We start from the raw sequence: 22,705 nt of genomic DNA, 5'->3' as shown, positions 1-22,705 counted from the left end.
GCGATAGCTCCGTTTCCTTCAGCGCAAGATCCACAACCTTGCGCTTCACGTCAGAGGGCACCCGATTCCAGACGTGATTGGGCTTGGGAGATTGATCCGCCAGCCCAGCCTCACCGCGCTGCAGTATCGGTCATACCAACGGTAGAACGTGGTGCGAGGGATACCCAGCTTAGCCAGTGTTCGACGCGCCGACAGATGGCTTTCTTCCACCAGCCGAATGATCTCCAGCTTCTCTGATGCGGCATACCTCATTCGTGGTCGCCCCCATCCCCGAGCATGCTTTTTTTGAGAAGACGCAGCTCAAGCGTCTGTTCAGCGACCACTTCCTTGAGGTCCTTTGCCTCGCGGCGCAGTTCTTTGACCTCATCACTGTTCGCAGCCCGCGCTGTGTCCCCGGCCAAACGCTTCTTCCCGGCCTCCATGAAGTCCTTGGACCATTTGTAATACAGGCCCTGGGATATGCCTTCGCGACGGCATAGCTCCGCGATACTGTCCTCGCCGCGCAGACCATCCAGCACGATCCGGATCTTCTCTTCGCTCGAATACTGCTTGCGCGTGGCGCGCTTGATGTCTTTGACGATCTTCTCGCCAGGGCTCTTCGTTGTCTTTCTCATCGTCCACTCCTCGGTGGTTACGATGAGCAACAAACTCTCTCTTAGCAAATGACCCTGTTTGGACCCATAGGCACTGACGTCAGACAGAGAGAATTGAGGGCATGCCGAAATTCGGCGCGGCTACAGTAGCGTTCAGAGCTTTGGCTTGACGCTAAAGCACCCACCCTAAGAACTCGATTTGTGCAGTCACTGCCTTGGAGAAACTCGGACTGTCCTCCCACAGAAGACCAAAGTGCCCGCCGTCGATCACCAGTTTCTCCTTCGGACCTGGGATCATCTCGAAGACCGCATCTTGTAGGTCCGGGTTGCAGTGGACCATCTCGTCATTTCTGCCGATCATCATGAGGACCGGCATGTTGAGGTGAGGAGCCGTGACCAGTGGGGAACAAGGAACTGGCGTTTTCGGAACGACACGGGTCACCCTGTTCTCCCAGCCAGTTCCGTGCCGCCCGCCATATTCCAGAAACCACCGAACCGCCTGTGGCGGGGTCAGGAGTGACGGCGCGTTGAGTTGGTCAAGCGACACAACCGGCATGGGGCCCGCAACGTCGTCCGGGCCACCGCGGACATCTCCGCTCTCAAAGATGGTGCGCAAGCTGTCGAGCGCGCCGTCTTTGGCTGCGCCCTCCGGCCAAGTCGCGCCACAAACCGGGATCTGGGCGATAATTGCTGCAACTTCATCGATCAAAGCCCCTGCGACCAAAGCGAGACCGCCGGAATAACTATCTCCCCAAAGGGCAACCGGGCCGACCTGATGAGATGCGCGCAGAAACGCCACCGCGTCGCGATACCCCCGGAGCTGGACCCAAGGGTTGATCTCTTGCCTTGGTTCACCACCGCTGTGTCCGAAATTCCTGTGATCATACAAAAGGACGTCAAACCCGGCCTCGAAAATCGCTTGCGCGTAGTGGTCAATTGCCATGGTGATCGTCGCGCTTGTGCCATGGGTCATGACGATCGTGGCCTTTGGTGTCTCCGTGTTGCGATAGTGCCGACCGCGGAGGGTTGCGCCTTCGGACTGGAATTCGACGTCGTGGAACATGAGCTGCTCTCTCCATTATGAGTGAGTGCAGCGAAGCGCCTTCCGCCCCCTCTCGCATGAGGCGGAGGTCCCAATCCTGAGCTTTCGGTGTTCTTTTCTGTGGGGTGGATGTCCTATCCGTCAGATAGGATCCTCACGATCAATTCGGATCTGCTGCGAACACCCACCTTGTCGAGTGCCACAGTGATCTGATTGCGCACCGTTTTCTCAGACTTTCCCAAAGTATTTGCGATGTCCTGGTTGCCCAGTCCCTTTGCGACGAGCGCGACCACCTCCCGTTCTGCATCCGTCAGATGATAGCTGACGTTGACCGGATGCAAGGCGGGCGTTTCCGGCATGAATGCCTCAAATGCCGTGAGGAAGGCCTGCCAGGCGGGCTCATCTTCGAGCAAGACATGGTTCGCGCTGTCCAAAGGGATGAATTGCGCATCCTCAATGACGGCGGCGAGCCGGCGTCCCTCATCAAACGGGATCCGTGCATCGTTTTTCGCGTGAAAGATGAGGGTCGGCAGTTTCAGCTCTTCTGCATCTGCAAGGATATCAACCCGATGCAAGACGTCCAGAATACGTAGCGCGGTCTCCGGCGACACGCTCTCTCGCTCAAGGCGTTGCCACCAGCCATGCTGTTCTGGGGTGCCGGAGGGCACGAAAAGATTGGTAAACACTTGATTGAAAGCTGGCACGTCTCTGCCCCAGCCAAGTTGAACGAGATTTGCGAGGGTTTCCGCCTCGAGCCGCGCATGAGCGTGATCACTGCGTGCGAGCATACCCTGGGCGTAGGCGCCGATCAGAACAAGCCGCTCGACTTTCTCAGGATGCCGACGGGCGAAGGCGATGGAGAGCGCGCAGCCCTGCGAAAGTCCCAACAACGCAACAGGTCCATCAATGGATTCTGCCACCGCCTCAAGATCAGACAGCCAAGCCTCAAAGCTGATATCGTCTACCTCGCGATCCGAAAGCCCGCAGCCGCGCAGATCGTACCTGACAAACCGATGCTTTTGGGAAAGAGCATGCAACCAGTGGCGCCAGATTGGGCTCTCTTCATCATGACCAATATGGCTCAGCCAGTTCCCGGCTTTGAGAATGGTGTCGCCACTCCCCATTTCCGCCACAGCGATACGTGTCCCGTCAGCTGCCGCGACGAACGAGACTTTTTGCCGATCAGGGTAAGATGTGGTCCTCATTCCTTCCGATTAGCAGAAAGGACGAAAGTGGTCAGCCGTGTGGGGCCAGGCCTCTCGGCCAATAGAAAACTGTTGCCGCGAGAGTGATGGCTGAGAGGGCGTCCCTAGCTGTTACAGATCGCATGCGACTTGGCGTTCAACCCACCGTTGGTCCGTCCGATCAAGCGTGCATGCCCACCTTGTTCACGCTCATGCTGGTCGCTGCTTGGTGGACCTTGAGATCTGTCGCGCCGATGGTGACTGTTTTGACCTCACTGTGTTCGACCGCTACACCCACCACCATCCGGGCGAAAACCCCTTATCGCTCCACCTTTTCAGTCGGTCATGGAGCATCTTGTAAGGCTCGTGTGCTCTTGATGCACCGCGCCAAGTTAAGCCATTGTAACTGCATAATATAATTCAATCCACCACTCAACGACCATCCCCTCTCGGGACATTGCGATGCCATTGACTACCGGGCAGTGAAAGCTCGGCTTGCGATGGGACTTGGGAGACTAGGACTGCAGGCGCACCATCTGCACATCCGTTAACCAGACAAAATCAGATATGCTTATCGCTCGATGTTCAAACCGTGGATCACGCCCGTACGCGGAAATCAGTAGGTCCGGAACCTGGGGCTTTGGATACAACCTGCCAAAAGCAGTGACGTCGCTAGGTTGGGCACGAGCGTTCGATGACAGCCAAGCTCGGTGTTCACTATCCACTCGCCAGCTAAAACTCTAATCGCCAGGCATCGCCTTTAAGTAATCAAGAACAGTGGTGAGCCGTGCAGGATTCGAACCTGCGACCCACTGATTAAAAGTCAGTTGCTCTACCAACTGAGCTAACGGCCCACTCTGGCGGCTCGTTTAGCCATCGGGCTCGGGGGGGTCAAGGGTGGAATGCAGAGTTTTCTGCGCCTTCTGGATTATGTCGCAGTTCGCGCGTATATGGCCGCCATGACCTCGCAGGATCAGACCTCTTTGCCCTTCTACAAGATGCATGGGCTCGGCAACGACTTTGTCGTCATCGACAGCCGTGCCAAAGGGCATGCCGTGCCAGCCGCTCTCGTCGCGGCGCTGGCCGATCGCCATCGCGGCGTTGGGTTTGACCAGCTCGCGGTCGTGACCCCGGGCGCTGGCGTGGATGCGCATCTAACCTTCTACAACTCCGATGGCTCGACCTCGGCGGCGTGTGGCAACGCCACGCGCTGTATTGCGCGGATGATGCTGGACGAGACGGGGGCTTCGGCGCTCCGGCTCTCGACGGATCGGGGGCTCTTGCTGGCCGAAGAGGCCGGCGACGGACAGACACGCGTAAATATGGGCCAGCCCCAGACCCTCTGGTCCGAGATCCCGCTGGCCGAGGCCATGGATACTCTGGAGCTGCCGATCGAGGGCACGCCGGTAGCGACAGGCATGGGCAATCCCCATTGCACCTTTTTCGTGGAGGATGCCGAGGCGATTCCGCTGGAGACCTTTGGCCCCCGCTATGAACACCATCCGCTCTACCCGGAGCGGACCAATGTGCAGGTCGCGCAAGTGATCGGCCCCGACCACCTGCGGATGCGGGTCTGGGAGCGGGGCGTGGGCATCACACTGGCCTCGGGCTCCTCGTCCTGCGCAACCGGGGTGGCTGCGGCCCGGCGCGGCCTGACCGGGCGGAAAACCCGCATCGATCTGGATGGCGGGACCCTCTGGATCGACTGGCGCGAGGATGGGGTCTGGATGACCGGCCCGACCATGACCGTGTTTTCCGGGGTGTTGACCCCGCAGTTCCTGGCCGCCCTATGAGCGCGCCGCGGTTCACCACCCTGGGCTGCCGTCTCAACGCCTATGAGACCGAGGCCATGAAGGAGCTCGCCGAGGCTGCTGGCGTGCGCGATGCGCTGGTGGTGAATACCTGCGCCGTGACTTCCGAGGCGGTGCGCAAGGCACGGCAGGAGATCCGCAAGCTGCGCCGGGAAAACCCCGATGCGCCGTTGATCGTGACGGGCTGCGCGGCTCAGACCGAGCCCGAGACCTTTGCCGCCATGCCCGAGGTCACCCATGTGATCGGCAATACCGAGAAGATGCAGGCGGAGACCTGGGCTGGGCTCGCCCCCGACCTGATCGGTGAGACCGAGGCCGTGCGCGTCGATGACATCATGTCGGTGACTGAAACGGCGGGGCATCTGATCGATGGGTTCGGCACACGCAGCCGTGCCTATGTGCAGGTCCAGAATGGCTGCGATCATCGCTGCACGTTTTGCATCATCCCCTATGGCCGGGGCAATTCGCGCTCGGTCCCCGCTGGTGTCGTCGTGGATCAGATCAAGCGGCTGGTGGATCGCGGCTATAACGAAGTGGTGCTCACCGGCGTGGACCTGACGAGTTGGGGCGCGGACCTGCCGGGGGAGCCGCGTCTGGGCGATCTGGTCATGCGGATCCTGCGGCTGGTGCCGGATCTGCCGCGGCTGCGGATCAGCTCGATCGACAGTATCGAGGCGGATGAGAACCTGATGCTGGCCATCGCGACCGAGACGCGGCTTATGCCCCATTTGCATCTGAGCCTCCAGGCCGGGGATGACATGATCCTCAAGCGGATGAAGCGGCGGCATCTGCGCGATGACGCGATTGCCTTCTGCGAGGAGGCTTTGCGCCTGCGCCCGGAGATGACCTTTGGCGCGGATATCATCGCGGGGTTTCCGACCGAGACCGACGCGATGTTCGAAAACTCCCTGCGGCTGGTGCGCGAGTGCCATCTGACCTGGCTGCATGTTTTCCCCTACTCCCCGCGCCCGGGCACGCCCGCGGCCCGGATGCCCGCTGTTGCGGGACCGGTGATCAAGGCCCGAGCGGCGGAGCTGCGCAAGGCCGGTGACGCTCAGGTGGCGCGCCATCTGGAGGCGCAGGTGGGTCGGACCCATCAGGTCCTGCTGGAGAACCCGCGCATGGGGCGCACCGAGCAATTCACCGAGGTGCAGTTCACACAGGATCAGCCCGAGGGGCAGATCGTCTCTGCCCGCATCCATGGGGTCGCTGGGCACCAGTTGGCGGCTTAGTGCACGGATCCGAGGACCCGCAGGTTGCTGGGACAGGAGCCTCCGGCGGGGATACTTCCAGACTTAAGATGAGGGTGTGGCGCGCCGGTCCCTTGGGCGCGCGCATGGATCGACTCTGGCGGCGACTCACCCTAAGATGAGAACAAAGTGAGAACGATATGAGCTGCCCATGCCGTCCCCACGCCGTATTCTTGCCCTGTGGTTTCCCCGCCTGGGGGCCGAACGCGCCCTGCGTCACCTCCGTCTGGCGGAGCCTGGTCCCTTTGCGACCGTGGCCACCCGTGGAACGGCGCAGGTGCTTGATGCGCTGTCGGAGGGGGCGAGTGCCGAGGGGCTGCAGATCGGGCAGGCCTTGCGGGATGCTCAGGCGATCTGTCCGACCTTGATGACCCGTCCTGCGGATCCGGCAGGAGAGGCCGGGTTTCTCGACGCCTTGCGTCGCTGGGCAGGCAAGGTCTCCCCCTGGGTTGCGGCGCAGGAGGACAACACGCTGGTGATTGATCTGTCGGGCTGTGCGCATCTCTTTGGAGGGGAGGCCGGAGTGGTCGCCCTGCTGGAACAGGATTGCGCCGATATGGGGCTGAGCTTGCGGGTCGGGCTCGCCGATACGGTGGGCGCGGCCTGGGCGCTGGCCCATTATGCCGGGGCGCAGGCAGGGTCTGCGCGCAGCGGTGATGCCATTGATCAGGAGGCACGGGCCACACGGTCCCGGGCGGGCAAACGGCGGCACTGGACCCGGGGCGGGGCCGCGCCACAGATGGGGCCGGCCCTCTCCCGCGCGGCCAGCGCCCGGATCGCGCCCTCCGGGCAGACCCGGCAGGCTCTGGGACCTCTGCCCGTGGCGGCCCTGCGCCTGTCGGAGGAGACGCAGGAGGGGCTGTCGCGGGTCGGGTTGCGCCGGGTCGATGACCTGGCCGGGTTGCCACGCGCGGCTTTGGCCCGGCGGTTCGGGCTGGAGGTGGGGCGGCGTCTAGATCAGGCCCTGGGACGGGAGCCGGAGCCGGTCTCCCCGGCCACGCCGGATGTGATCTGTGCCGCGCGCCTGACACTGCCGGAGCCCATCGGGCTGCGCGAGGATCTGGAGGCCGGGATTGACCGGTTGCTGCCGCCCCTGGGCGCGCGGCTCGCGAAAGCCGGGCGCGGGGCAAGGCGGATCCGGCTGGAACTGTTGCGCTGCGATCATACGCGCCAGAGCTTCGATCTGGGGTTGGCGCGGCCTTCGGCGGATCCTGCGCGTTTGCGGCCCTTGTTGTTCCGCAAGCTCGATGCGGTGGATGCGGGGTTTGGCATTGACGTGATCCGGCTGGAGGCAGTGCAGACCGAACCGGTGCACGCGGTGCAGCATAGTGGCCATGTGGAGGCCGCGCGCGGCGCGCAGGTGGCGCAAGACAGTACGGATCTGGATGATCTGATCGGAACGCTGGGGGCCCGGATTGGGCTGGAGGCGATCACGCGTTGGCATCCGGCGGACAGTCACATTCCGGAAAAAACCGCCAGTATTCAGGCCGCTGCCTGGAGTGCGCCCCATGCGGGTGTCTGGCCGCAAATGCATGCGCCGCGGCCCCTGACCCTGTTTCGGCCAGAGCCGGTGCAGGCCCCGGATCACGCCACGCCCCCCACGGAATTTCGTTGGCGCGGGCAGACCTTCAAGCTCGATAATGCCTGCGGGCCTGAGCGCTTGGCCCCGGAATGGTGGCTCGATGATCCGAGCTGGCGCAGCGGGGTGCGGGATTACTGGCGGGTGGAGACCTCGGTCGGGCAGCGGCTTTGGCTCTACTATGCCCATGGGGCCAGCATGTCCTCGGGCTGGTTCTGCCAGGGGCGGTTCGCCTGAGGTGTGTTCGGCAGAGAAAGCAAGACAGCCTGCGACCGTTGCCAGAGGCAGGCCAGCCCAAGGGATGGCCAAGTTCGCGCGCCGGATGCAGGCTGCGCGGCGACGGCTAGTCTTCGCCACCCTCGGACAGATGGGTGCCGCTGACTTGCCGCGAGGCGCCACGGAACACCGCGATCAGGGTTTCGCCCTGCCGCACGCGCACATCGTAGATCCCTGAGCGGCCCGCGCGGGACACTTCCTCTGCCTCGGCAATCAGCGTCACCCCGAGGGTCGCCGGCGCGAGATAGGAGATGCTGTTGTGCTGGGCCACCACCCGCGCATTGTAGCTGTTGCAGGCCACGGCAAAGGCCGTATCCGCGAGTGTGAAGATCACCCCACCATGGCAGATGCCATGCCCGTTCAAGTGATCGGCCCGGACCTCCAGACTGCAGCGGGCCTGCCCCGGGCGCACCTCCTCCAGTCGGATGCCCATGCCACGGCTCGCGGCATCCTCTGCCAACATCGCGGCGGCACAGGCCTCTGCTCGGGTTTGCGGGTCCATCCGACACCTCGGGATTGGGGAACTCTCGCTCCATGTGATCCGAGCTGCGCCCGCCGCGCAAGCCCGGGGCGTCAGAGAGCCCAGGACGGAGAAACGCCCCGCCTTTGCAGGACGGGGCGTTCGGAGTATTCAGTCCCCCCGGAGCGGTAATCTGGGTGGGGGCAATGACGATCGCCTACTCCGAGGGACAAGAGCGTCACCACTCTCGATGTCTCAACTTTCCCAGATCCAGATGGCGCCGGTGCGGGCGGTCTGAGGAAGCTCTGAGGTGATTTCGCGGCGAGAATGAGGCCAAGCCCCTGTCCGCGGCCCCTTGATTTGCCGGGCATTCCGGCTCACCATCCTTGTCATGGTCATTCAAAACCCGATCCCGTTCCGCAAACCCGAACCCATCCCGGAGCAGGTCGCTTTCGACCGGCGGGAGCTTGGGGTGATCCTCTCCCTCTATGGCCGGATGGTCGCCGCCGGAGAGTGGCGGGACTACGGGATCTCCTGCCAGCGGCATGTGGCGATCTTCTCGGTGTTTCGTCGCACGGCGGAAAATCCGCTCTACCGGATCGAGAAACGCCCGAAACTCGCCCAGAAGCAGGGGCTCTATGCGGTGATCGGCATGGATGGGCAGATCCTGAAACGCGGACACGAGCTGCGCACGGTGCTGCGGGTGCTGGAGAAGAAGCTGATCCGCGCCGTGGAGTGATGTCTGCGCCTGCCTCAAGGCAAGCGACGAATACTCGTGACCTCGCCAAACTCATGGCTGGCAATCCGCTTTAGCGCTGCGTTCAGAGGTTCGATCGCAACCGCCATGTGGTGGATATTGGCATGGAGCAACGTCTCCGCATCGACCATCAGCCCCACATGCCCTTTCCAGCAGATCACATCTGCTGGCTGGAGCGCGGCACCCTCCGGCAGCGCGGTCCCAAGCTCCGCCGCCTGTTGGTCGCTGTCCCGCGGGCAGGTATGACCGGCCAACCGGCAGGCCAGCTGCACAAGCCCCGAGCAATCGGTTCCAAACGCGCTGTTCCCGCCCCAAAGATAGGGCGTACCAACGAGGCTCAGCGCCGTCTCCAGGATCGGTTTGGGCGCATCGCGCTCGACCACGTGCTGCAGCGGGACAAACCCGTCAGGGGTCTCGAGAAAGCCGTCGCGGAGCCCCCTCCCCGCCAGACCACTGCCCAGGGACAGGCCCTGCAGGGGTGGGGATTTGAAATGGGGCTCGGGATAGAGATGGCTGGACGGTGCCACGAGGTGATGGGTGGTCTCCGCCGGATCCCCAAGGGCCGCTGGATCGACATAGCCGACATAGGCATCCCAGCCGGACTGGACGAAGGCGCGCCCCGCGCTCTCGGAGATGACCGTGACCGGTTCCCCATGGAGGAGCGCCTTATCCGCGCCCCCCGTGGGCGTCCGGGTGAGCGGCACCTCCGGCACAGTCACCCGCGCGGCTCGTCCCGGGACAAATCGCGTGGCCTCGACCCGGCCGCGCAGGGTGTCCAACGCAGTCTGCCCGTCAAAGGCCGTGCGCCGCCGGTCCAGGGCGATGGGGGCTTCTGCAACGCTCATAGCCCCAAGAGCTCCGGCAGGGCGTCGAGCACGGCGCGGGCCCCCTGCCCGACCCCGCCTTTGGGTCGCGCCGGGGCCGCGCTTGGCTGCCAGCCATAGATGTCGAAATGCATATAAGGCGTGGCTTCGACGAAGCGGCGCAGGAAGAGGGCCGCCGTGATCGAGCCTGCAAAACCGCCCGGGGGCGCATTGTCGAGATCGGCGATACCGGGCTCGATCATCTTCTCATAAGGCGCATGAAACGGCATCTGCCAGACCGGATCCGCGACCCGGATCGCGGCGGCCTGCAGCGCTGCGGTCTGTTCCGGCGTGCTGGCGTAAAAGGGCGCGAGATCCGGGCCAACCGCCACTCGCGCTGCCCCGGTGAGCGTGGCCATGGAGAGGATCAGATCCGGCGCCTCCTCATCGGCGAGGGCCAGCGCATCGGCCAGAACAAGGCGCCCCTCGGCATCGGTATTGTTGATCTCAACCGTCAGCCCCTTGCGCGAGGTCAGCACATCGCCTGGCCGAAAGGCCGTGCCGGAGACCGCATTCTCGACCGCCGGGATCAACACGCGCAGCCGCAGGGGCAGCTTCAGCGCCATGATCATGTGCGCGAGGCCCAGCACCGTGGCCGAACCGCCCATATCCTTTTTCATCAGCGCCATGGACCCGCCGGGCTTCAGGTTCAGACCACCCGTGTCAAAACACACCCCCTTGCCCACAAGGGTCAGGGCCGGGCCTGCCTCGCCCCAGCGCAGATCGATGAGGCGGGGACGACGCTCCGACGCGCGGCCCACCGCGTGGATCATCGGAAAATTCCCGCTGAGCAGATCCTCGTCCAGCGTCACGTGCATCGCGGCCCCATGGGTCTCTGCGAGCAGACGGGAAGCAGCCTCCAGCTCATCGGGGCCCATATCGTTGGACGGTGTGTTGATCAGGTCCCGGGTCAGCCCCTCGCCTTCGGCCATGGCCAGAATACGGTCCGCATCAAGGCCGGACGCAGGGCTCAGCCGCGCGGGGGTGGAGGCTTTGCCTGCATAGCGCGTGAATTTATAGCCCGAAAGCAGCCAACCCAAGGTCTGCTCGGCCAATTCTTCCGCGTTCTCAAGCCCCTCGAAGTGATAGTCCCCCGCGGGCAAAGCTGTGGCCAAGGGCCCGAGAGCAAACCGGCTGCGCGCGCGATCCTTGGCACTGCCATAGCCGGCCACGACATCCCCCGCCGTGCCGTCCGGGTTCGGCAGCACCAAATGGGTCCCGAGCGCCGCTTTGAACCCTTGAGTCGCGATCCAAGCCCGCTCGGCCTCCGAGCGCCCAGCGCTCCAGGTCTCGAGATCCGCAGCGGCGACCACATGGATAGGTCGGGTTGGCGCACCTTCCGGCGCGAATTCGCAAGTGAACGCGGACATGGGCACCTCTCTCGGATCCGGGGGGACGGGCCTGTAATGGCAAGCCTAGAGAGAACGCGCCTATCTGCAAGATCAGAGCGCAAAATACCCAAGCGGCGTCGCCGAAAGAGCAACGCCCCCAGTTGAAAAGGTAAAAACTCAATACCAGCGCCGCGTGTCGCCAAGACCCGGGCGCGGCTCGCCCGGACGCAAAATCAGCCGGAAATGCCTTGCGTGCCCCAGGCGGTCGGGCGCGGCATGGCACAGACCCGGTCGAGACGGGCGATCACCGGCGGGATGTCATTGGCGCTATGGGCCTTGGCGCAGGCCGCCACATGCTGCGCGGCAGTCTCGCAGGACAGGAACCCGATAGACGCGGCCAGTGCCGCCACCTCCTGCGCCAACCCTTCGAGCCCTTCCCAGGTGCCCCGGGCATACTCGATCGGCAAGAGCCCGACCCGGTCGCGAATATCGCTCAGCGTTGAGGAGACGGTGCTTTGCGCCCCGATCTCGCCCAGATCAACGAACAGTTCGACAACCCGGTCCTGATCCAGGACCACAGGTTCTTGCGGGGCGAGGACAACCACATTCGGTTCCCCGCTCAATTCATGCTGTGTCGATGCGCTTTGCTGTTGCATCATACCCTCGTTTCTTCGTCGTCCACCACGGCGTGACCCTGACGGGCCAAAGTGAACACTCCGTTGCTTTGGGCGCGCTAACTCCTTCGTTTTTTAGTGAAACTCGCGCTATGCGAGGGGGCGGCAGCGCGTCAGCGGGTTGCATGGAACGGCCCCCGCACACAGGTCTCGCGCCTGGAGCGCGGGAGCCCGGTGGGCCCAAAAAACTGAAGCCAACGTCTGATCAAGGAAAGCTGACCGGCCCACAAGATACGCAGCGCGAGAAGCCACTTCGCTTGGGTATGACCAACGTCCCCAGCCCGGAGATCTGCGAGAGCTCCATTCGCTGCGCCACCGCCAATCTGGTGCCGCGTCGTCTGGTTTAGGTTGATCACCTGCCGGGTTTTCACGTCGCCGCCACAGCCATCTTATTGCAATGCCTTTGCACCGCCGCACCTGCCTTTGCGGTGACCACTCACCGAAGATGGAGACAGCAACGATCTCGGCGGGCTTCGATGCAAGATCCGGCGCCGCGCCTACAACTACTTCAACACGAGCCCCAAGCGGAACGCGCAGAAAAAAGCCTAGGGAATAGGGCTGTTACCACCTCGCAAGAGACGTCCACGAGCCCGTCCGAAGACCGTAGAACAAAGGAGCGCAGGGACTTGTCGCTCCGCAGGCTTTGGACGCTTTCAGCTAGCGAATGCACTCCGCCTCTCGTCACGAACCGGGCGTTTTCAAGGTGGTCTGAGCCTGCGCCAAGCTGCCCAAGCTACCGTGCCCTCGCAACACCTCGCATGGCCGGCGCACCGTTTGCGCTGGTCTCTCTCCGCGTTCCCGGATACTCTGCTGCGGCGCAGCGACGCGGTTAGGGAAACGGGGTCCCCATGGACAATATCTTCGCGCTGGCGGTCAACAATCTGGGATCGCCAATTATCCTGTGTTTTGCCCTCGGGCTCGGGGCGGCCTTTGCGCGGTCTGATCTGACGATCCCCGAGGCGGTCGCCAAGGGGATGTCGATCTATCTGCTCTTTGCCATCGGTTTCAAAGGCGGCGCGGCGGTGGCAGCCCATGGTCTCGACACGACGCTCGTGCTCGCGCTGATTGCAGGCGGCATTTTGTCCTTCGTGATTCCCTTTATCGCCTTCGCCCTGCTGCGCTTCATGACAAAACTCAGCATTCTCGATGCCGCCGCTGTGGCGGCACATTACGGCTCGATCTCGATCGTGACCTTTGTCGCCGCAACCTCGGTGCTGAACGATCAGGGGATCGCCTCCGAAGGCTATATGGTCGCCGTGGCCGCCGTGATGGAGGCGCCAGCGATCCTGGCCGCCCTCTGGCTCGTAAGCCGTGCCACCGCCGGGAGCGGCGAAGGCGACCGGATGGACGCGGAACTCTGGCGCGAGATCCTGCTCAACGGTTCCATCGTCTTGCTGGTCGGCTCCTTCCTGATCGGTTGGATCACGGGCGAGGACGGGTTGGCGCAAATCTCCAGCTTCATCATCTCGCCCTTCCAGGGGGTGCTGTGCCTCTTCCTGCTGGATATGGGCCTCGTGGCCGGGCGGGGGCTGCGGCAGGCGCGGGGCGTGATGACCGCGCCCGTCTTTGCCTTCGGGGTGGTCATGCCACTGGTGGGCGGGACGCTGGGCCTCTGCACCGGCCTCCTGCTCGGCCTGTCGACCGGGGGTGTGGTACTCTTCACGACGCTCGCGGCCTCGGCCTCCTATATCGCGGTGCCGGCAGCCATGCGGGTGGCCCTGCCCGAGGCCAATCCGTCGATCTATCTGACCCTGTCGCTCGGGGTGACCTTTCCGTTCAACCTGACACTTGGTATCCCGATCTATGTCGCCGTCGCCTCGGCGCTTTCTGGGGGGTAAACACATGGAAACACACAAGGCCAAGCGGGTCGCGATCATCATCGAGGCCCCGATGGAACGCCGTCTGACCGACGCGCTGACCGGCGCGGGCGTGACGGGCTTTTCGATCCTGCCGGTGCTCGGCGGATCCGGGCGATCGGGCCTCTGGAGCCGCGAGGGACAAGTGAGCCGCGCCGGGGGCATGATCCAGGTGGTCTGCATCATTCGACCGGACCGTCTGGACGCCCTGCTGGACGCTGCCTTCAAGGTCGTGGACCGCCATATCGGCGTGGTCACGGTCAGCGATTGCGAGGTCCTGCGGGCGGAGCGGTTTTGACCACGCCCGCCCCCAGGCCGAAAACACAGCTCTGAAACGACAAAGGCGCAGGCATCCGAAAATGCCCGCGCCTCTTTCTTTGTCAGCCAGATGGCCGCAGCCGCGTCAGCCCTTCTTGAGGACCCGCTTGCCCAGCGTCTCGGCGATCTGGACCGCGTTCAGGGCCGCGCCCTTGCGCAGGTTGTCCGAGACGCACCACAGGTTGATACCATTGTCGATCGTGCTGTCCTGACGGATCCGGCTGATGAAGGTCGCGAAATCGCCCACGCATTCGATCGGCGTGGTGTAGCCGCCATCTTCGCGCTTATCGACGACCATGATGCCCGGCGCCTCGCGCAGGATATCGCGGACCTCGTCCTCGTCGATGAACTCCTCAAACTCGATATTGATCGATTCGGAATGCCCGACAAAGACGGGAACACGCACGCAGGTCGCGGTCACCTTGATCTTCGTATCGACGATCTTCTTGGTCTCGGCGACCATCTTCCACTCTTCCTTGGTGGAGCCGTCCTCGAGGAACACGTCGATATGCGGGATCACGTTAAAGGCGATCTGCTTCTGGAACTTGTTGACCTTCACATCATCGGTCGGGTTGTAGACGGCCTTGGTCTGATCCCAGAGCTCATCCATCCCTTCCTTGCCCGCGCCGGACACGGATTGATAGGTCGAGACCACCACTCGCTTGATCTTCGCGCGATCATGCAGCGGCTTGAGCGCCACGACCATCTGCGCGGTCGAACAGTTTGGGTTCGCGATGATGTTCTTGTTTTTGTACTGCTCCACGGCCTCGGGGTTCACCTCCGGCACGACCAGCGGGATCAGCGGGTCGTAGCGATAGAGCGAGCTGTTATCGATCACGATACAGCCCACTGCCGCAGCCTTGGGCGCATAATCCTTGGTCGCCGCCGAGCCCACGGCAAAGAGCGCCATGTCCCAGCCTGTGAAGTCGAAGGTGGCGAGATCCTGGGTCTTCAAAGTTGTGTCGCCAAAGCTCACCTCCGTCCCCAGGGAACGGCGGGATGCCAGCACGGCAATCTCGTCCACCGGGAACTGGCGCTCGGCCAGGATGTTCAGCATTTCGCGGCCCACATTGCCCGTGGCCCCAACGACGACGACTTTATAGCCCATTTTGGGTCTCCTTTGGGTGTCAGCGGGCTCTCTATCCCAAGGGGACGCGATGGGAAAGGGGGGCAAAGTCGCAGCTCACGCGCGGGCGAGCAAATCCCGGTAGACCGCGATCAGGGCCTGCGCCTCGCGGGCGATGCTGAACTCCGCCTCGACCCGCGCGCGCGCCTTGGCCCCCTCCGCTCCGAGATCCCGGGAAAGCATCTCCGCCGTGGCTGCGGTGAGGGCCGCGAGATCATCTCGCGGCACCAGAAGCCCCACCTCCGGTGGGTCGAGCAGTTCGGAAAACGCCCCCACATCCGTGGCCACCACAGGCACGGCGCAAGCCATGGCCTCGATCGGGGTGAGGCCGAACCCCTCCCACCGCTGGGGCGCGACAAAGACATCGAGCGCCTGGTACCACTTGGCCACCTGATCCGGGGGGACTTCGTCGGGGAAGTGGATGCGGTCGGAGAGGCCCGCCGACGCGATGCGCGTCTTCAGATCCGCAAGGAAAGAAACGTGTTTCTCCGTCGCGCGGCCCAGCACGATCGCCTGCGCCTCGGGCCGGTCCGGCAGGAGCGCCAGCATGGCATCCACGAAGGCATCGGTGCCCTTCTGCGCCCGGATCCGACCGATACAGCCGATGAGGAGCGCGTCGGGGTCCATCCCGAGCGCGCGGCGCAGGGCGGCCTTGTCTTCGGGCGGCGTGAACTCCTCCAGGTTGATGCCATGGAGGATCACCGTCGCGTCGCGCTCCAGATAGGCCGCAGATTTCTGCGAGACGGCCACCACGTGGTCCATCTGCCGGATCAGCCACTTGGTGTAGCCCGAATGGGCCCGCTGCGAGGCGGTCGTGAAGAGGAGCCGCAGCTTGCGCCGAAACACATGACGCAGCACGAGGCCTAGCAGCATTTCCGTATTGCGCCGCGCGTGCCAGACCCGCCAGCGATCCCGCGGCAGGGCAAAGAGCGCGCTCAACGGCACATGGGGGACATGATCCGGCAGGCCCGGGCCCGTGGCCGCGATCCCAATCTCGCGCGCCTGCAGGGGCACCAGTCGGATGATCGTCGAGGTGACCCCCGACAGCCGCCGCTTGAGGTTCGGCGCGATGACATCGAGATCGGCGAGGCGGGGCGTGCTGGACATACCCCCTCCTAGGTCACCCGCATCCCCATTGCAAATCCGAGGCGCAGACACGGGGTGCCCGCTTTCCGGGCAGCCTCCCGGAGGTTCAAGTCCAGCCCTTAACTTGGGTTAACAGGACTATTGCAGGTCAGCCGGAATAGGTTAGCCTCAGTTTTATGACAGTGACAAAGCCCTTTGACGAAATGACCGGTCTGGGCGACGGCCATGTGCGCGCGCCCTACACAGATTTTGACAGCTGGTTCGGGAGCGAAGATCCCGCGCGATTACGTAAGAAGGCGCGCGAAGCCGAGGATGTCTTTCGCCTGACGGGCATCACCTTCAACGTTTATGGGCGCGAAGAGGCCGCCGAGCGCCTCATCCCCTTTGACATCGTCCCGCGCATCATTTCGGCCCGCGAATGGTCCCGGCTGGCTAAGGGCATCGAGCAGCGGGTCCGGGCGATCAACGCCTTTCTCTACGACATTTACCACCGGCAGGAGATCATCCGCGCGGGCCGCGTCCCTGCTGAGATGATCGCCCGGAACGAGGCCTTCCTGCCGCAAATGATCGGCATGACCCCGCCGGGCAATGTCTACACCCATATCGTCGGCATCGACCTCGTGCGAACCGGCGAGGACGATTTCTATGTCCTTGAGGATAATGCCCGCACGCCCTCGGGCGTGTCCTACATGCTCGAGAACCGCGAGACGATGCTCCAGATGTTCCCGGAGCTTTTCGCCCGGAACGCGGTCCGCTCGGTCTCGGAATACCCCCAGAACCTGCGCCGGTCGCTCAGCGATTGCATGCCGCCCGCCTGCACCGGGCGCCCGGTGGTGGGCGTGCTGACCCCGGGGATCCACAACTCGGCCTATTACGAGCACGCATTTCTAGCCGACAAGATGGGCGCGGAGCTGGTGGAGGGACATGACCTCAAGGTCGTGGATGGCCGCGTCGCCATGCGCACCACGCGGGGCTACACGCCGATCGATGTGCTTTATCGCCGGGTCGATGACGATTTCCTCGACCCGCTGAACTTCAACCCGGACAGCCTGCTCGGCGTCCCGGGGATCATGGATGTTTACCGCGCGGGCGGGATCACCATCGCGAACGCACCGGGCACGGGGATCGCCGATGACAAGGCGATCTATTCCTACATGCCCGAGATCGTCGAATTCTATACCGGCGAGAAGGCCATCCTGAAGAACGTGCCGACCCATCGCTGCAACGAGCCGGAGGCGCTGACCTATGTGCTCGACAATCTCGCGGATCTCGTCGTGAAGGAGGTCCACGGATCGGGCGGCTACGGCATGCTCGTGGGCCCCGCGGCCAGCAAGAAAGAGATCGCCGCCTTCCGCGACAAGCTCAAAGCGCGCCCGGACAACTATATCGCGCAACCGACGCTGAGCCTGTCCACGGTGCCGATCTTTGCCAAGTCGGGCCTCGCGCCGCGCCATGTGGACCTGCGGCCCTTCGTACTCGTCTCGCCCAAGAAGGTGCATATCACCCCGGGCGGGCTGACCCGCGTGGCCCTGCAAAAAGGGTCGCTGGTCGTCAATTCCAGTCAGGGAGGCGGCACCAAGGACACCTGGGTGCTGGAGGAGTAAGGCCATGCTGGGAAAAACGGCAGGCGGGCTGTTCTGGATGTTCCGCTATCTCGAACGCTCCGAAAACATTGCACGGCTCGTGGATGCCGGGCACCGGATCGCCCTGACCCGCTCGGGTGCTGCGGAAAACGAATGGGCCTCGATCCTCGCCACGGCGGGGGCGCGGGACGCCTATCTGGAGAAATACGAGGAATTCGAGGGCGCCAATGCCATCGATTTCCTGCTGCGCGACAAGGACAACCCTTCGAGCGTGCTCTCGGTGATCTCGGCGGCGCGGGACAATGCCCGCATGGTACGCACCGCGCTCACCCGCGAGGTCTGGGAAGCGGTCAATGAGTGCTACCTGACCCTCAAGGAGCTGCTCGCGCGCAAGGTGCCCACCCGGGATCTGCCCGATGTGCTGGGGACGATCCGGCAACGGAGCGCTTTCGTGCGCGGAGCGCTGCATGGGACGATGATGCGCAACGACATCTACGATTTCGCGCGGATCGGCACCTTTCTCGAGCGGGCGGATAACACCGCGCGGATCCTCGACGTGAAGTACTACGTGCTCCTGCCCTCGGCGAATTTCGTCGGCAGCTCCCTCGACAATGTCCAATGGGAGACGATCCTGCGCTCGGTCTCCGGCGAAGGCGCGTTCCGCCATGAATACGGCCCCGATGGCAGCCCGGTGGATATCGCCGAGTTCCTGATGCTCGACAATCGCATGCCCCGGTCACTGGCCTTCTGTTACAGCAAGCTGCGGGACAATCTCGGCTATCTTGAGAGCGATTACGGCGACCGCCATGCCTGCCACGACACCGCCGATGCGGTCTGCGCGCGGATCAAGGCGAGCACGGTCGACCTCATCTTCGAGGGAGGGCTGCACGAATTCCTCCAGGACTTCCTGCGCTTCAATGCGATGCTCGGTCAGCAGATCGAGCAGGACTACCGCTTTTACGGATAAACTCATGCTTTTGAAGATCACCCACCGGACGACCTATACCTATGACACGCCGGTGACCTACGGCCTGCAACAGGTGCGTCTGACGCCGAAATCCCGCGACACGCAGAAGGTCGTGAACTGGACCATGTCCCTCGAAGGCGCCCAATCCCAGGTGGTTTTTGAGGACGCCCATATGAACGAGACCCATCTGATCAGCTTTGATCAGGACGTCACGGAGGTCACGATCCATTGCGAAGGCGAGGTGGATGTCACCGACACCAATGGGGTGACCGGGCGGCATTCCGGCTACATGCCACTTTGGATGTTCCAACGGGCCACGCCGCTCACCAAGGAGGGACCCGGCCTGCGCAAGCTCCTGAAGGAGTTCGATGCCCAGGGCTCGCCCCTTGATCAGATGCATGCGCTCTCGGCCCATATCGGACAGGTGGTTACTTATGCGCCGGGCGAGACCCATGCGGGCTCCACCGCGGAGGAGGTGATCGCCGCCGGCAAAGGGGTGTGTCAGGATCACGCCCATGTCTTTGTCACTGCGGCCCGGGCGCTCGGCATGCCCGCGCGCTATGTCTCAGGCTACCTGATGATGGAGGATCGGATCGATCAGGACGCCACCCATGCCTGGGCTGAAGTCCATGTGGAGGGAATCGGCTGGATCGGGTTCGACGTCTCCAACGCGATTTGCCCGGATGCGCGCTATGTCCGGGTAGCGACGGGGCTCGATTACGCGGATGCCGCACCGGTCTCGGGCATGCGGTTCGGCGACGGGACCGAGCAGCTTTCGGTCGCGCTGCAGGTCCAGGCCCAGCGCACGGGACAGGCGCAAAGCCAGACACAGGCTCAGAATCAGGCGCAATAGGCCCGTGGTGACGGGCTTGCGACCTCATTGCGGGTGACAGTCCGGTCAAACCCCATTATGCGAGACAGGGTTTGCGCGACCTATGGCCAATGGACGGGTCCGGGGCGCGCCTAGGTGGGAAGAGAAGATGACCTATTGTGTGGGGCTCCGGATGGCCCGAGGCATGGTGTTCATGTCGGACACGCGCACCAATGCGGGCGTGGACAACATCTCCACCTTTCGCAAGATGGTCAGCTGGGAGCAGCCCGGAGAGCGTGTCATCACCCTGATGACGGCGGGCAATCTCGCGACGACCCAAGCGGTGATCAGCCTTCTTGATGAGCGTATGAAAGCCCCGGGGGAGCGGACCCCGTCGGTTTTTGAAGCGCCTTCGATGTTTCAGGTGGCGCGCATGGTCGGCGCGACCCTGCGCGAGGTGATCCAGTCAAACGCCGATACGGGCGCCCGAGCGGACAGCACCTTCAACGCCACGATCCTTGTGGGTGGCCAGATCAAGGGCAGCCCGCCGAGGCTCTTCATGATTTATCCGGAAGGAAACTTCATCGAGGCCAGCGAGGACACCCCGTTTTTCCAGATCGGCGAGACCAAATATGGCCGCCCGATCCTCGTGCGCGCCTTTGATCCCGAGATGAGTTTCGAGGATGCGATCAAACTGTTGCTGGTGAGCTTCGATTCGACCATCAAGGCGAACCTCTCGGTGGATCTGCCGCTGGATGTACAGGTGATCGAAACCGATGCGCTGGAGCTTGGCTATGCCGCGCGGATCACCCGCGAGGACAGCTACTTCCAGACGATCTCGAGCGGCTGGGGCGAGGCGTTGAAGATGGCCTTCGACAGCTTGCCCAATTACCGCATGGATGACAGCCGCGAGACCTAGACAAGGCCCGCGCCCCCCGGCTGCGGCGGGAAGAGGCGGCGCAGAATGTCATAGCTGTCGGCGATGGAGCCAGTCTCGACCCGGGCGAGGAATCGCTCCAGCTCCGCATGGGCGGTGATCGCCGCGTCAATCTCCGGATCGCTGCCCTGGCTGTAGAGGCCGGACTGGATCATCAACTTCGATCTTTGGTAAACACCCATGGTCCGGCGGGCCTGTAAAAGGAGCCCGTTTTCTTCCTCCGTCGCGGCCTCAGGCAGGCTCCGCGACACCGACTGCAGAACATCCACTGCAGGGAATCGCCCACGCTCCGCAATCTCGCGGGACAGCACCACATGGCCGTCAAGCACCCCGCGCAGAATGTCCGCCACCGGCTCATCCATGTCCGAGCCTGCAACGAGAACACTGAAGATCCCGGTGATGTCCCCGACCCCCTCGGGACCAGGCCCGGCGCGCTCTGCAAGATCCATGATCATCTGCCCGGTAGAGGGTGGAAACCCCCGCATGCTCGGCGCTTCGCCGGCGGTCAGGGCGACCTCGCGATGGGCCTCGGCAAAGCGCGTCACGGAGTCTGTGAGAAACAGAACATGCCCCCCGAGATCGCGGAAATACTCCGCAATGGACATGGCGAGCCAGGCCGCGCGCCGCTTGAGCAACGGGGCTTGATCCGAGGTCGCGGCGACCACAATCGCGCGCTTCATCCCGGCCTCGCCCAGGGTCTTGTCCACAAACTCGCGCACCTCACGACCCCGCTCGCCAATCAGGGCGACAACGGCGATATCCGCGGACACACTTCGCGTAAGTTTCCCCAATAGCGTCGATTTTCCGACACCGGACCCCGCAAAGAGACCTAGGCGCTGACCCCGCACAATCGGCAGGAACGTGTTGAACACGGCCGTCCCTGTCTCGAGCCGCGGGCCCAAGGTCTTGCGTGTTATGGCCGAGGGCGGGGCACCGCGCAGCGGGTAGGGCTTCGGCCCCGGTGCGGGGGTGGTGCCATCATAGCAGCGCCCGAACGGATCGATGACCTTGCCGATCCAGTCCTCGGAGGGACGCACCTCGCTCCGCCCCTGGAAATAGGCGCGATCCTGGAGCGCAAATCCCTGCAGCCGCGCCTCCGGCAGAACCTCGATATGCGAGCTCGAAAGCGTGACCACTTCGCCCCCGACCTGAGAGCCATCGGACCCGGTCAAAAGCACCCGATCCCCGAGACAGGCATGACGGTTCAGCCCCGTCACTTCGACCACTGCCTCGCGCAATGCGGAGACATGTCCAGAGATCCGATGGAAGCTGTGACCGTCAATAGAAGCGGCGAGGCTGGAGAAATCGGTCTGCATGGGCGGCCTTTCTGTGCCGGGGAATGTTCACTTACTGTTTCTAAAGGAATCGGGGTTAAGCGTTGGTTGAAGCCATCGAGGGAGAAGCCCCGATATGAAAAATTTGACGATCCTTAACACTGCGAGCGCAATGGCGGCCCACGCCACTGAGCGACACAGTGCCATCGCTCGAAACATCGCCCACGCGGACACGCCGGGCTACCGCGCGCAGGACCTGCGCAGCTTTGCCGAGAGCTATCGCGAGATCTCGTCCTCGGGTCTGCGCGCGACGCGGGACGGTCACGCCTTTGGTGTGCATCGCGATCTCGACCTCACTCTCTTTGACATCACCGACACGCCCATCGCGCCCAACGGGAACTCCGTCTCGCTGGAGCACGAGATGGTGCGCATGGCCGAGAACCGGCACCAGCATGAGACAGCGCTCGCGGTCTATCGCAGTTCCATGAACATCCTGCGCACAAGTCTGGGTCGGGGGTGATTGATCATGAGTGACCTTCTCAAATCCCTTTCGGTGTCGGCCACAGGGCTGATCGCGCAGGCCCACCGCCTGAACGTAGTGTCCCAGAACATCGCGAACGCAGACACGCCCGGCTACCAGCGCAAGCAGTCCGAATTTGTGCAGATGCTCAACAACTTCGATGGCAGCGACGGCGTGAAAATGGCGCGCATCTCGCTTGATGACAGTGCATTGCGCAAGATCTACGACCCCGCCCACCCGTTGGCGGATGAAACGGGCCATTACAATGGCTCGAATGTCGATGTCATGGTCGAGGTGGCCGACGCGCGCGAGGCGCAACGCAGCTACGAAGCCAACCTTCGCAGCTTTGACAATGCGCGGCAGATGTCGCGCTCCCTCCTTGAACTTCTGAAACGCTAAGCCCCGAG

The 22,705-nt window shown here is 63.4% G+C and carries 21 protein-coding genes, 1 tRNA gene and 1 pseudogene; 12 read left to right on the top strand and 11 right to left on the bottom strand.

Features of this window, described 5'->3' with window-relative positions; all coding sequences use genetic code 11:
- From ACP153_RS18260 to ACP153_RS18245, 4 genes and pseudogenes are all read right to left on the bottom strand, one after another.
- Positions 1 to 614, bottom strand: a pseudogene (locus ACP153_RS18260) (transposase); the annotation flags it as partial.
- Positions 615 to 765: 151 nt separating this feature from the next.
- Positions 766 to 1,656 (bottom strand): alpha/beta hydrolase, encoded by an 891-nt coding sequence (locus ACP153_RS18255; RefSeq protein WP_424972448.1) that lies wholly within the window; start codon positions 1,654 to 1,656, stop codon positions 766 to 768.
- 113 nt (positions 1,657 to 1,769) lie between these two features.
- Positions 1,770 to 2,840 carry an alpha/beta fold hydrolase gene (locus ACP153_RS18250; RefSeq protein WP_424972447.1) on the bottom strand — a complete coding sequence of 357 codons (1,071 nt, stop codon included), beginning with the start codon at positions 2,838 to 2,840 and terminating at the stop codon, positions 1,770 to 1,772.
- 757 nt (positions 2,841 to 3,597) lie between these two features.
- Positions 3,598 to 3,673: transfer RNA gene (locus ACP153_RS18245), tRNA-Lys, on the bottom strand.
- Between the two features lie 96 nt (positions 3,674 to 3,769).
- Between ACP153_RS18245 and dapF the strand changes: the two genes are divergently transcribed.
- The 3 genes from dapF to ACP153_RS18230 all read left to right on the top strand — a co-directional run bounded on the left by dapF (position 3,770) and on the right by ACP153_RS18230 (position 7,696).
- The gene (gene dapF / locus ACP153_RS18240) at positions 3,770 to 4,612 is read left to right on the top strand and encodes a diaminopimelate epimerase (RefSeq protein WP_424972454.1); all 843 of its coding nucleotides are present in this window, start codon (positions 3,770 to 3,772) and stop codon (positions 4,610 to 4,612) included.
- The gene (mtaB, locus tag ACP153_RS18235; RefSeq protein WP_424972446.1) at positions 4,609 to 5,862 is read left to right on the top strand and encodes a tRNA (N(6)-L-threonylcarbamoyladenosine(37)-C(2))-methylthiotransferase MtaB; all 1,254 of its coding nucleotides are present in this window, start codon (positions 4,609 to 4,611) and stop codon (positions 5,860 to 5,862) included. The genes dapF and mtaB overlap by 4 nt, the downstream gene beginning before the upstream one ends.
- Positions 5,863 to 6,031: 169 nt before the next feature.
- Positions 6,032 to 7,696 (top strand): Y-family DNA polymerase, encoded by a 1,665-nt coding sequence (locus ACP153_RS18230; protein ID WP_424972445.1) that lies wholly within the window; start codon positions 6,032 to 6,034, stop codon positions 7,694 to 7,696.
- A 106-nt stretch (positions 7,697 to 7,802) separates the two neighbouring features.
- On the opposite strand, the gene paaI is transcribed toward ACP153_RS18230, so the two are convergent.
- The gene (gene paaI / locus ACP153_RS18225) at positions 7,803 to 8,237 is read right to left on the bottom strand and encodes a hydroxyphenylacetyl-CoA thioesterase PaaI (protein ID WP_424972444.1); all 435 of its coding nucleotides are present in this window, start codon (positions 8,235 to 8,237) and stop codon (positions 7,803 to 7,805) included.
- Positions 8,238 to 8,586: 349 nt separating this feature from the next.
- Between paaI and ACP153_RS18220 the strand changes: the two genes are divergently transcribed.
- Positions 8,587 to 8,934, top strand: coding sequence for a DUF2794 domain-containing protein (locus ACP153_RS18220; protein ID WP_424972443.1), 348 nt, complete (start codon positions 8,587 to 8,589; stop codon positions 8,932 to 8,934).
- A gap of 14 nt (positions 8,935 to 8,948) precedes the next feature.
- Here ACP153_RS18220 and ACP153_RS18215 read toward each other — a convergent pair whose 3' ends face one another.
- The 3 genes from ACP153_RS18215 to ACP153_RS18205 form a co-directional block, all read right to left on the bottom strand.
- On the bottom strand, positions 8,949 to 9,797 hold the full coding sequence (locus ACP153_RS18215; protein WP_424972442.1) for a C40 family peptidase: 849 nt from the start codon (positions 9,795 to 9,797) through the stop codon (positions 8,949 to 8,951).
- Positions 9,794 to 11,185 carry a leucyl aminopeptidase family protein gene (locus tag ACP153_RS18210; RefSeq protein ID WP_424972441.1) on the bottom strand — a complete coding sequence of 464 codons (1,392 nt, stop codon included), beginning with the start codon at positions 11,183 to 11,185 and terminating at the stop codon, positions 9,794 to 9,796. Before ACP153_RS18210 ends, ACP153_RS18215 begins: the two co-directional genes overlap by 4 nt.
- A gap of 194 nt (positions 11,186 to 11,379) precedes the next feature.
- Positions 11,380 to 11,769: a hypothetical protein gene (locus tag ACP153_RS18205; protein WP_424972440.1), complete on the bottom strand. Its 390-nt coding sequence runs from the start codon at positions 11,767 to 11,769 to the stop codon at positions 11,380 to 11,382.
- A gap of 899 nt (positions 11,770 to 12,668) precedes the next feature.
- Here ACP153_RS18205 and ACP153_RS18200 point away from each other — a divergent pair.
- Both ACP153_RS18200 and ACP153_RS18195 read left to right on the top strand, forming a co-directional pair.
- On the top strand, positions 12,669 to 13,658 hold the full coding sequence (locus ACP153_RS18200) for a sodium-dependent bicarbonate transport family permease (RefSeq protein ID WP_424972439.1): 990 nt from the start codon (positions 12,669 to 12,671) through the stop codon (positions 13,656 to 13,658).
- A gap of 4 nt (positions 13,659 to 13,662) precedes the next feature.
- On the top strand, positions 13,663 to 13,974 hold the full coding sequence (locus ACP153_RS18195; RefSeq protein WP_424966455.1) for a P-II family nitrogen regulator: 312 nt from the start codon (positions 13,663 to 13,665) through the stop codon (positions 13,972 to 13,974).
- 105 nt (positions 13,975 to 14,079) lie between these two features.
- Here ACP153_RS18195 and ACP153_RS18190 read toward each other — a convergent pair whose 3' ends face one another.
- Positions 14,080 to 15,102, bottom strand: a complete 1,023-nt coding sequence (locus ACP153_RS18190) for an aspartate-semialdehyde dehydrogenase (RefSeq protein WP_424972438.1) — start codon at positions 15,100 to 15,102, stop codon at positions 14,080 to 14,082.
- Between the two features lie 75 nt (positions 15,103 to 15,177).
- Positions 15,178 to 16,227 carry a glycosyltransferase family 4 protein gene (locus ACP153_RS18185; protein ID WP_424972437.1) on the bottom strand — a complete coding sequence of 350 codons (1,050 nt, stop codon included), beginning with the start codon at positions 16,225 to 16,227 and terminating at the stop codon, positions 15,178 to 15,180.
- A 155-nt stretch (positions 16,228 to 16,382) separates the two neighbouring features.
- On the opposite strand from ACP153_RS18185, the gene ACP153_RS18180 reads away from it, so the two are divergent.
- The 4 genes from ACP153_RS18180 (at position 16,383) to ACP153_RS18165 (ending at position 20,486) form a co-directional block, all read left to right on the top strand.
- Positions 16,383 to 17,810 (top strand): circularly permuted type 2 ATP-grasp protein, encoded by a 1,428-nt coding sequence (locus tag ACP153_RS18180; protein WP_424972436.1) that lies wholly within the window; start codon positions 16,383 to 16,385, stop codon positions 17,808 to 17,810.
- A 4-nt stretch (positions 17,811 to 17,814) separates the two neighbouring features.
- Positions 17,815 to 18,756, top strand: coding sequence for an alpha-E domain-containing protein (locus ACP153_RS18175; RefSeq protein WP_424972435.1), 942 nt, complete (start codon positions 17,815 to 17,817; stop codon positions 18,754 to 18,756).
- A 4-nt stretch (positions 18,757 to 18,760) separates the two neighbouring features.
- Positions 18,761 to 19,609 (top strand): transglutaminase family protein, encoded by an 849-nt coding sequence (locus ACP153_RS18170; RefSeq protein WP_424972434.1) that lies wholly within the window; start codon positions 18,761 to 18,763, stop codon positions 19,607 to 19,609.
- A gap of 127 nt (positions 19,610 to 19,736) precedes the next feature.
- A complete protein-coding gene (locus ACP153_RS18165) occupies positions 19,737 to 20,486 on the top strand; it encodes a peptidase (protein ID WP_424972433.1) in 750 nt (249 codons plus the stop codon).
- On the opposite strand, the gene ACP153_RS18160 is transcribed toward ACP153_RS18165, so the two are convergent.
- The gene (locus tag ACP153_RS18160) at positions 20,483 to 21,820 is read right to left on the bottom strand and encodes a FliI/YscN family ATPase (protein ID WP_424972432.1); all 1,338 of its coding nucleotides are present in this window, start codon (positions 21,818 to 21,820) and stop codon (positions 20,483 to 20,485) included. The genes ACP153_RS18165 and ACP153_RS18160 overlap by 4 nt on opposite strands.
- 130 nt (positions 21,821 to 21,950) lie before the next feature.
- Between ACP153_RS18160 and ACP153_RS18155 the strand changes: the two genes are divergently transcribed.
- Together ACP153_RS18155 and flgC are read left to right on the top strand one after the other, a co-directional pair.
- Positions 21,951 to 22,298, top strand: coding sequence for a FlgB family protein (locus ACP153_RS18155; protein WP_424972431.1), 348 nt, complete (start codon positions 21,951 to 21,953; stop codon positions 22,296 to 22,298).
- Between the two features lie 6 nt (positions 22,299 to 22,304).
- On the top strand, positions 22,305 to 22,697 hold the full coding sequence (gene flgC / locus ACP153_RS18150; protein WP_424972430.1) for a flagellar basal body rod protein FlgC: 393 nt from the start codon (positions 22,305 to 22,307) through the stop codon (positions 22,695 to 22,697).
- The last annotated feature ends 8 nt before the right edge of the window (positions 22,698 to 22,705 follow it).

It is taken from the genome of Dinoroseobacter sp. S76 (assembly GCF_049801095.1).
Taxonomy (GTDB): Bacteria; Pseudomonadota; Alphaproteobacteria; order Rhodobacterales; family Rhodobacteraceae; genus Dinoroseobacter.
This window is presented reverse-complemented; position numbering and strand designations above follow the sequence as displayed.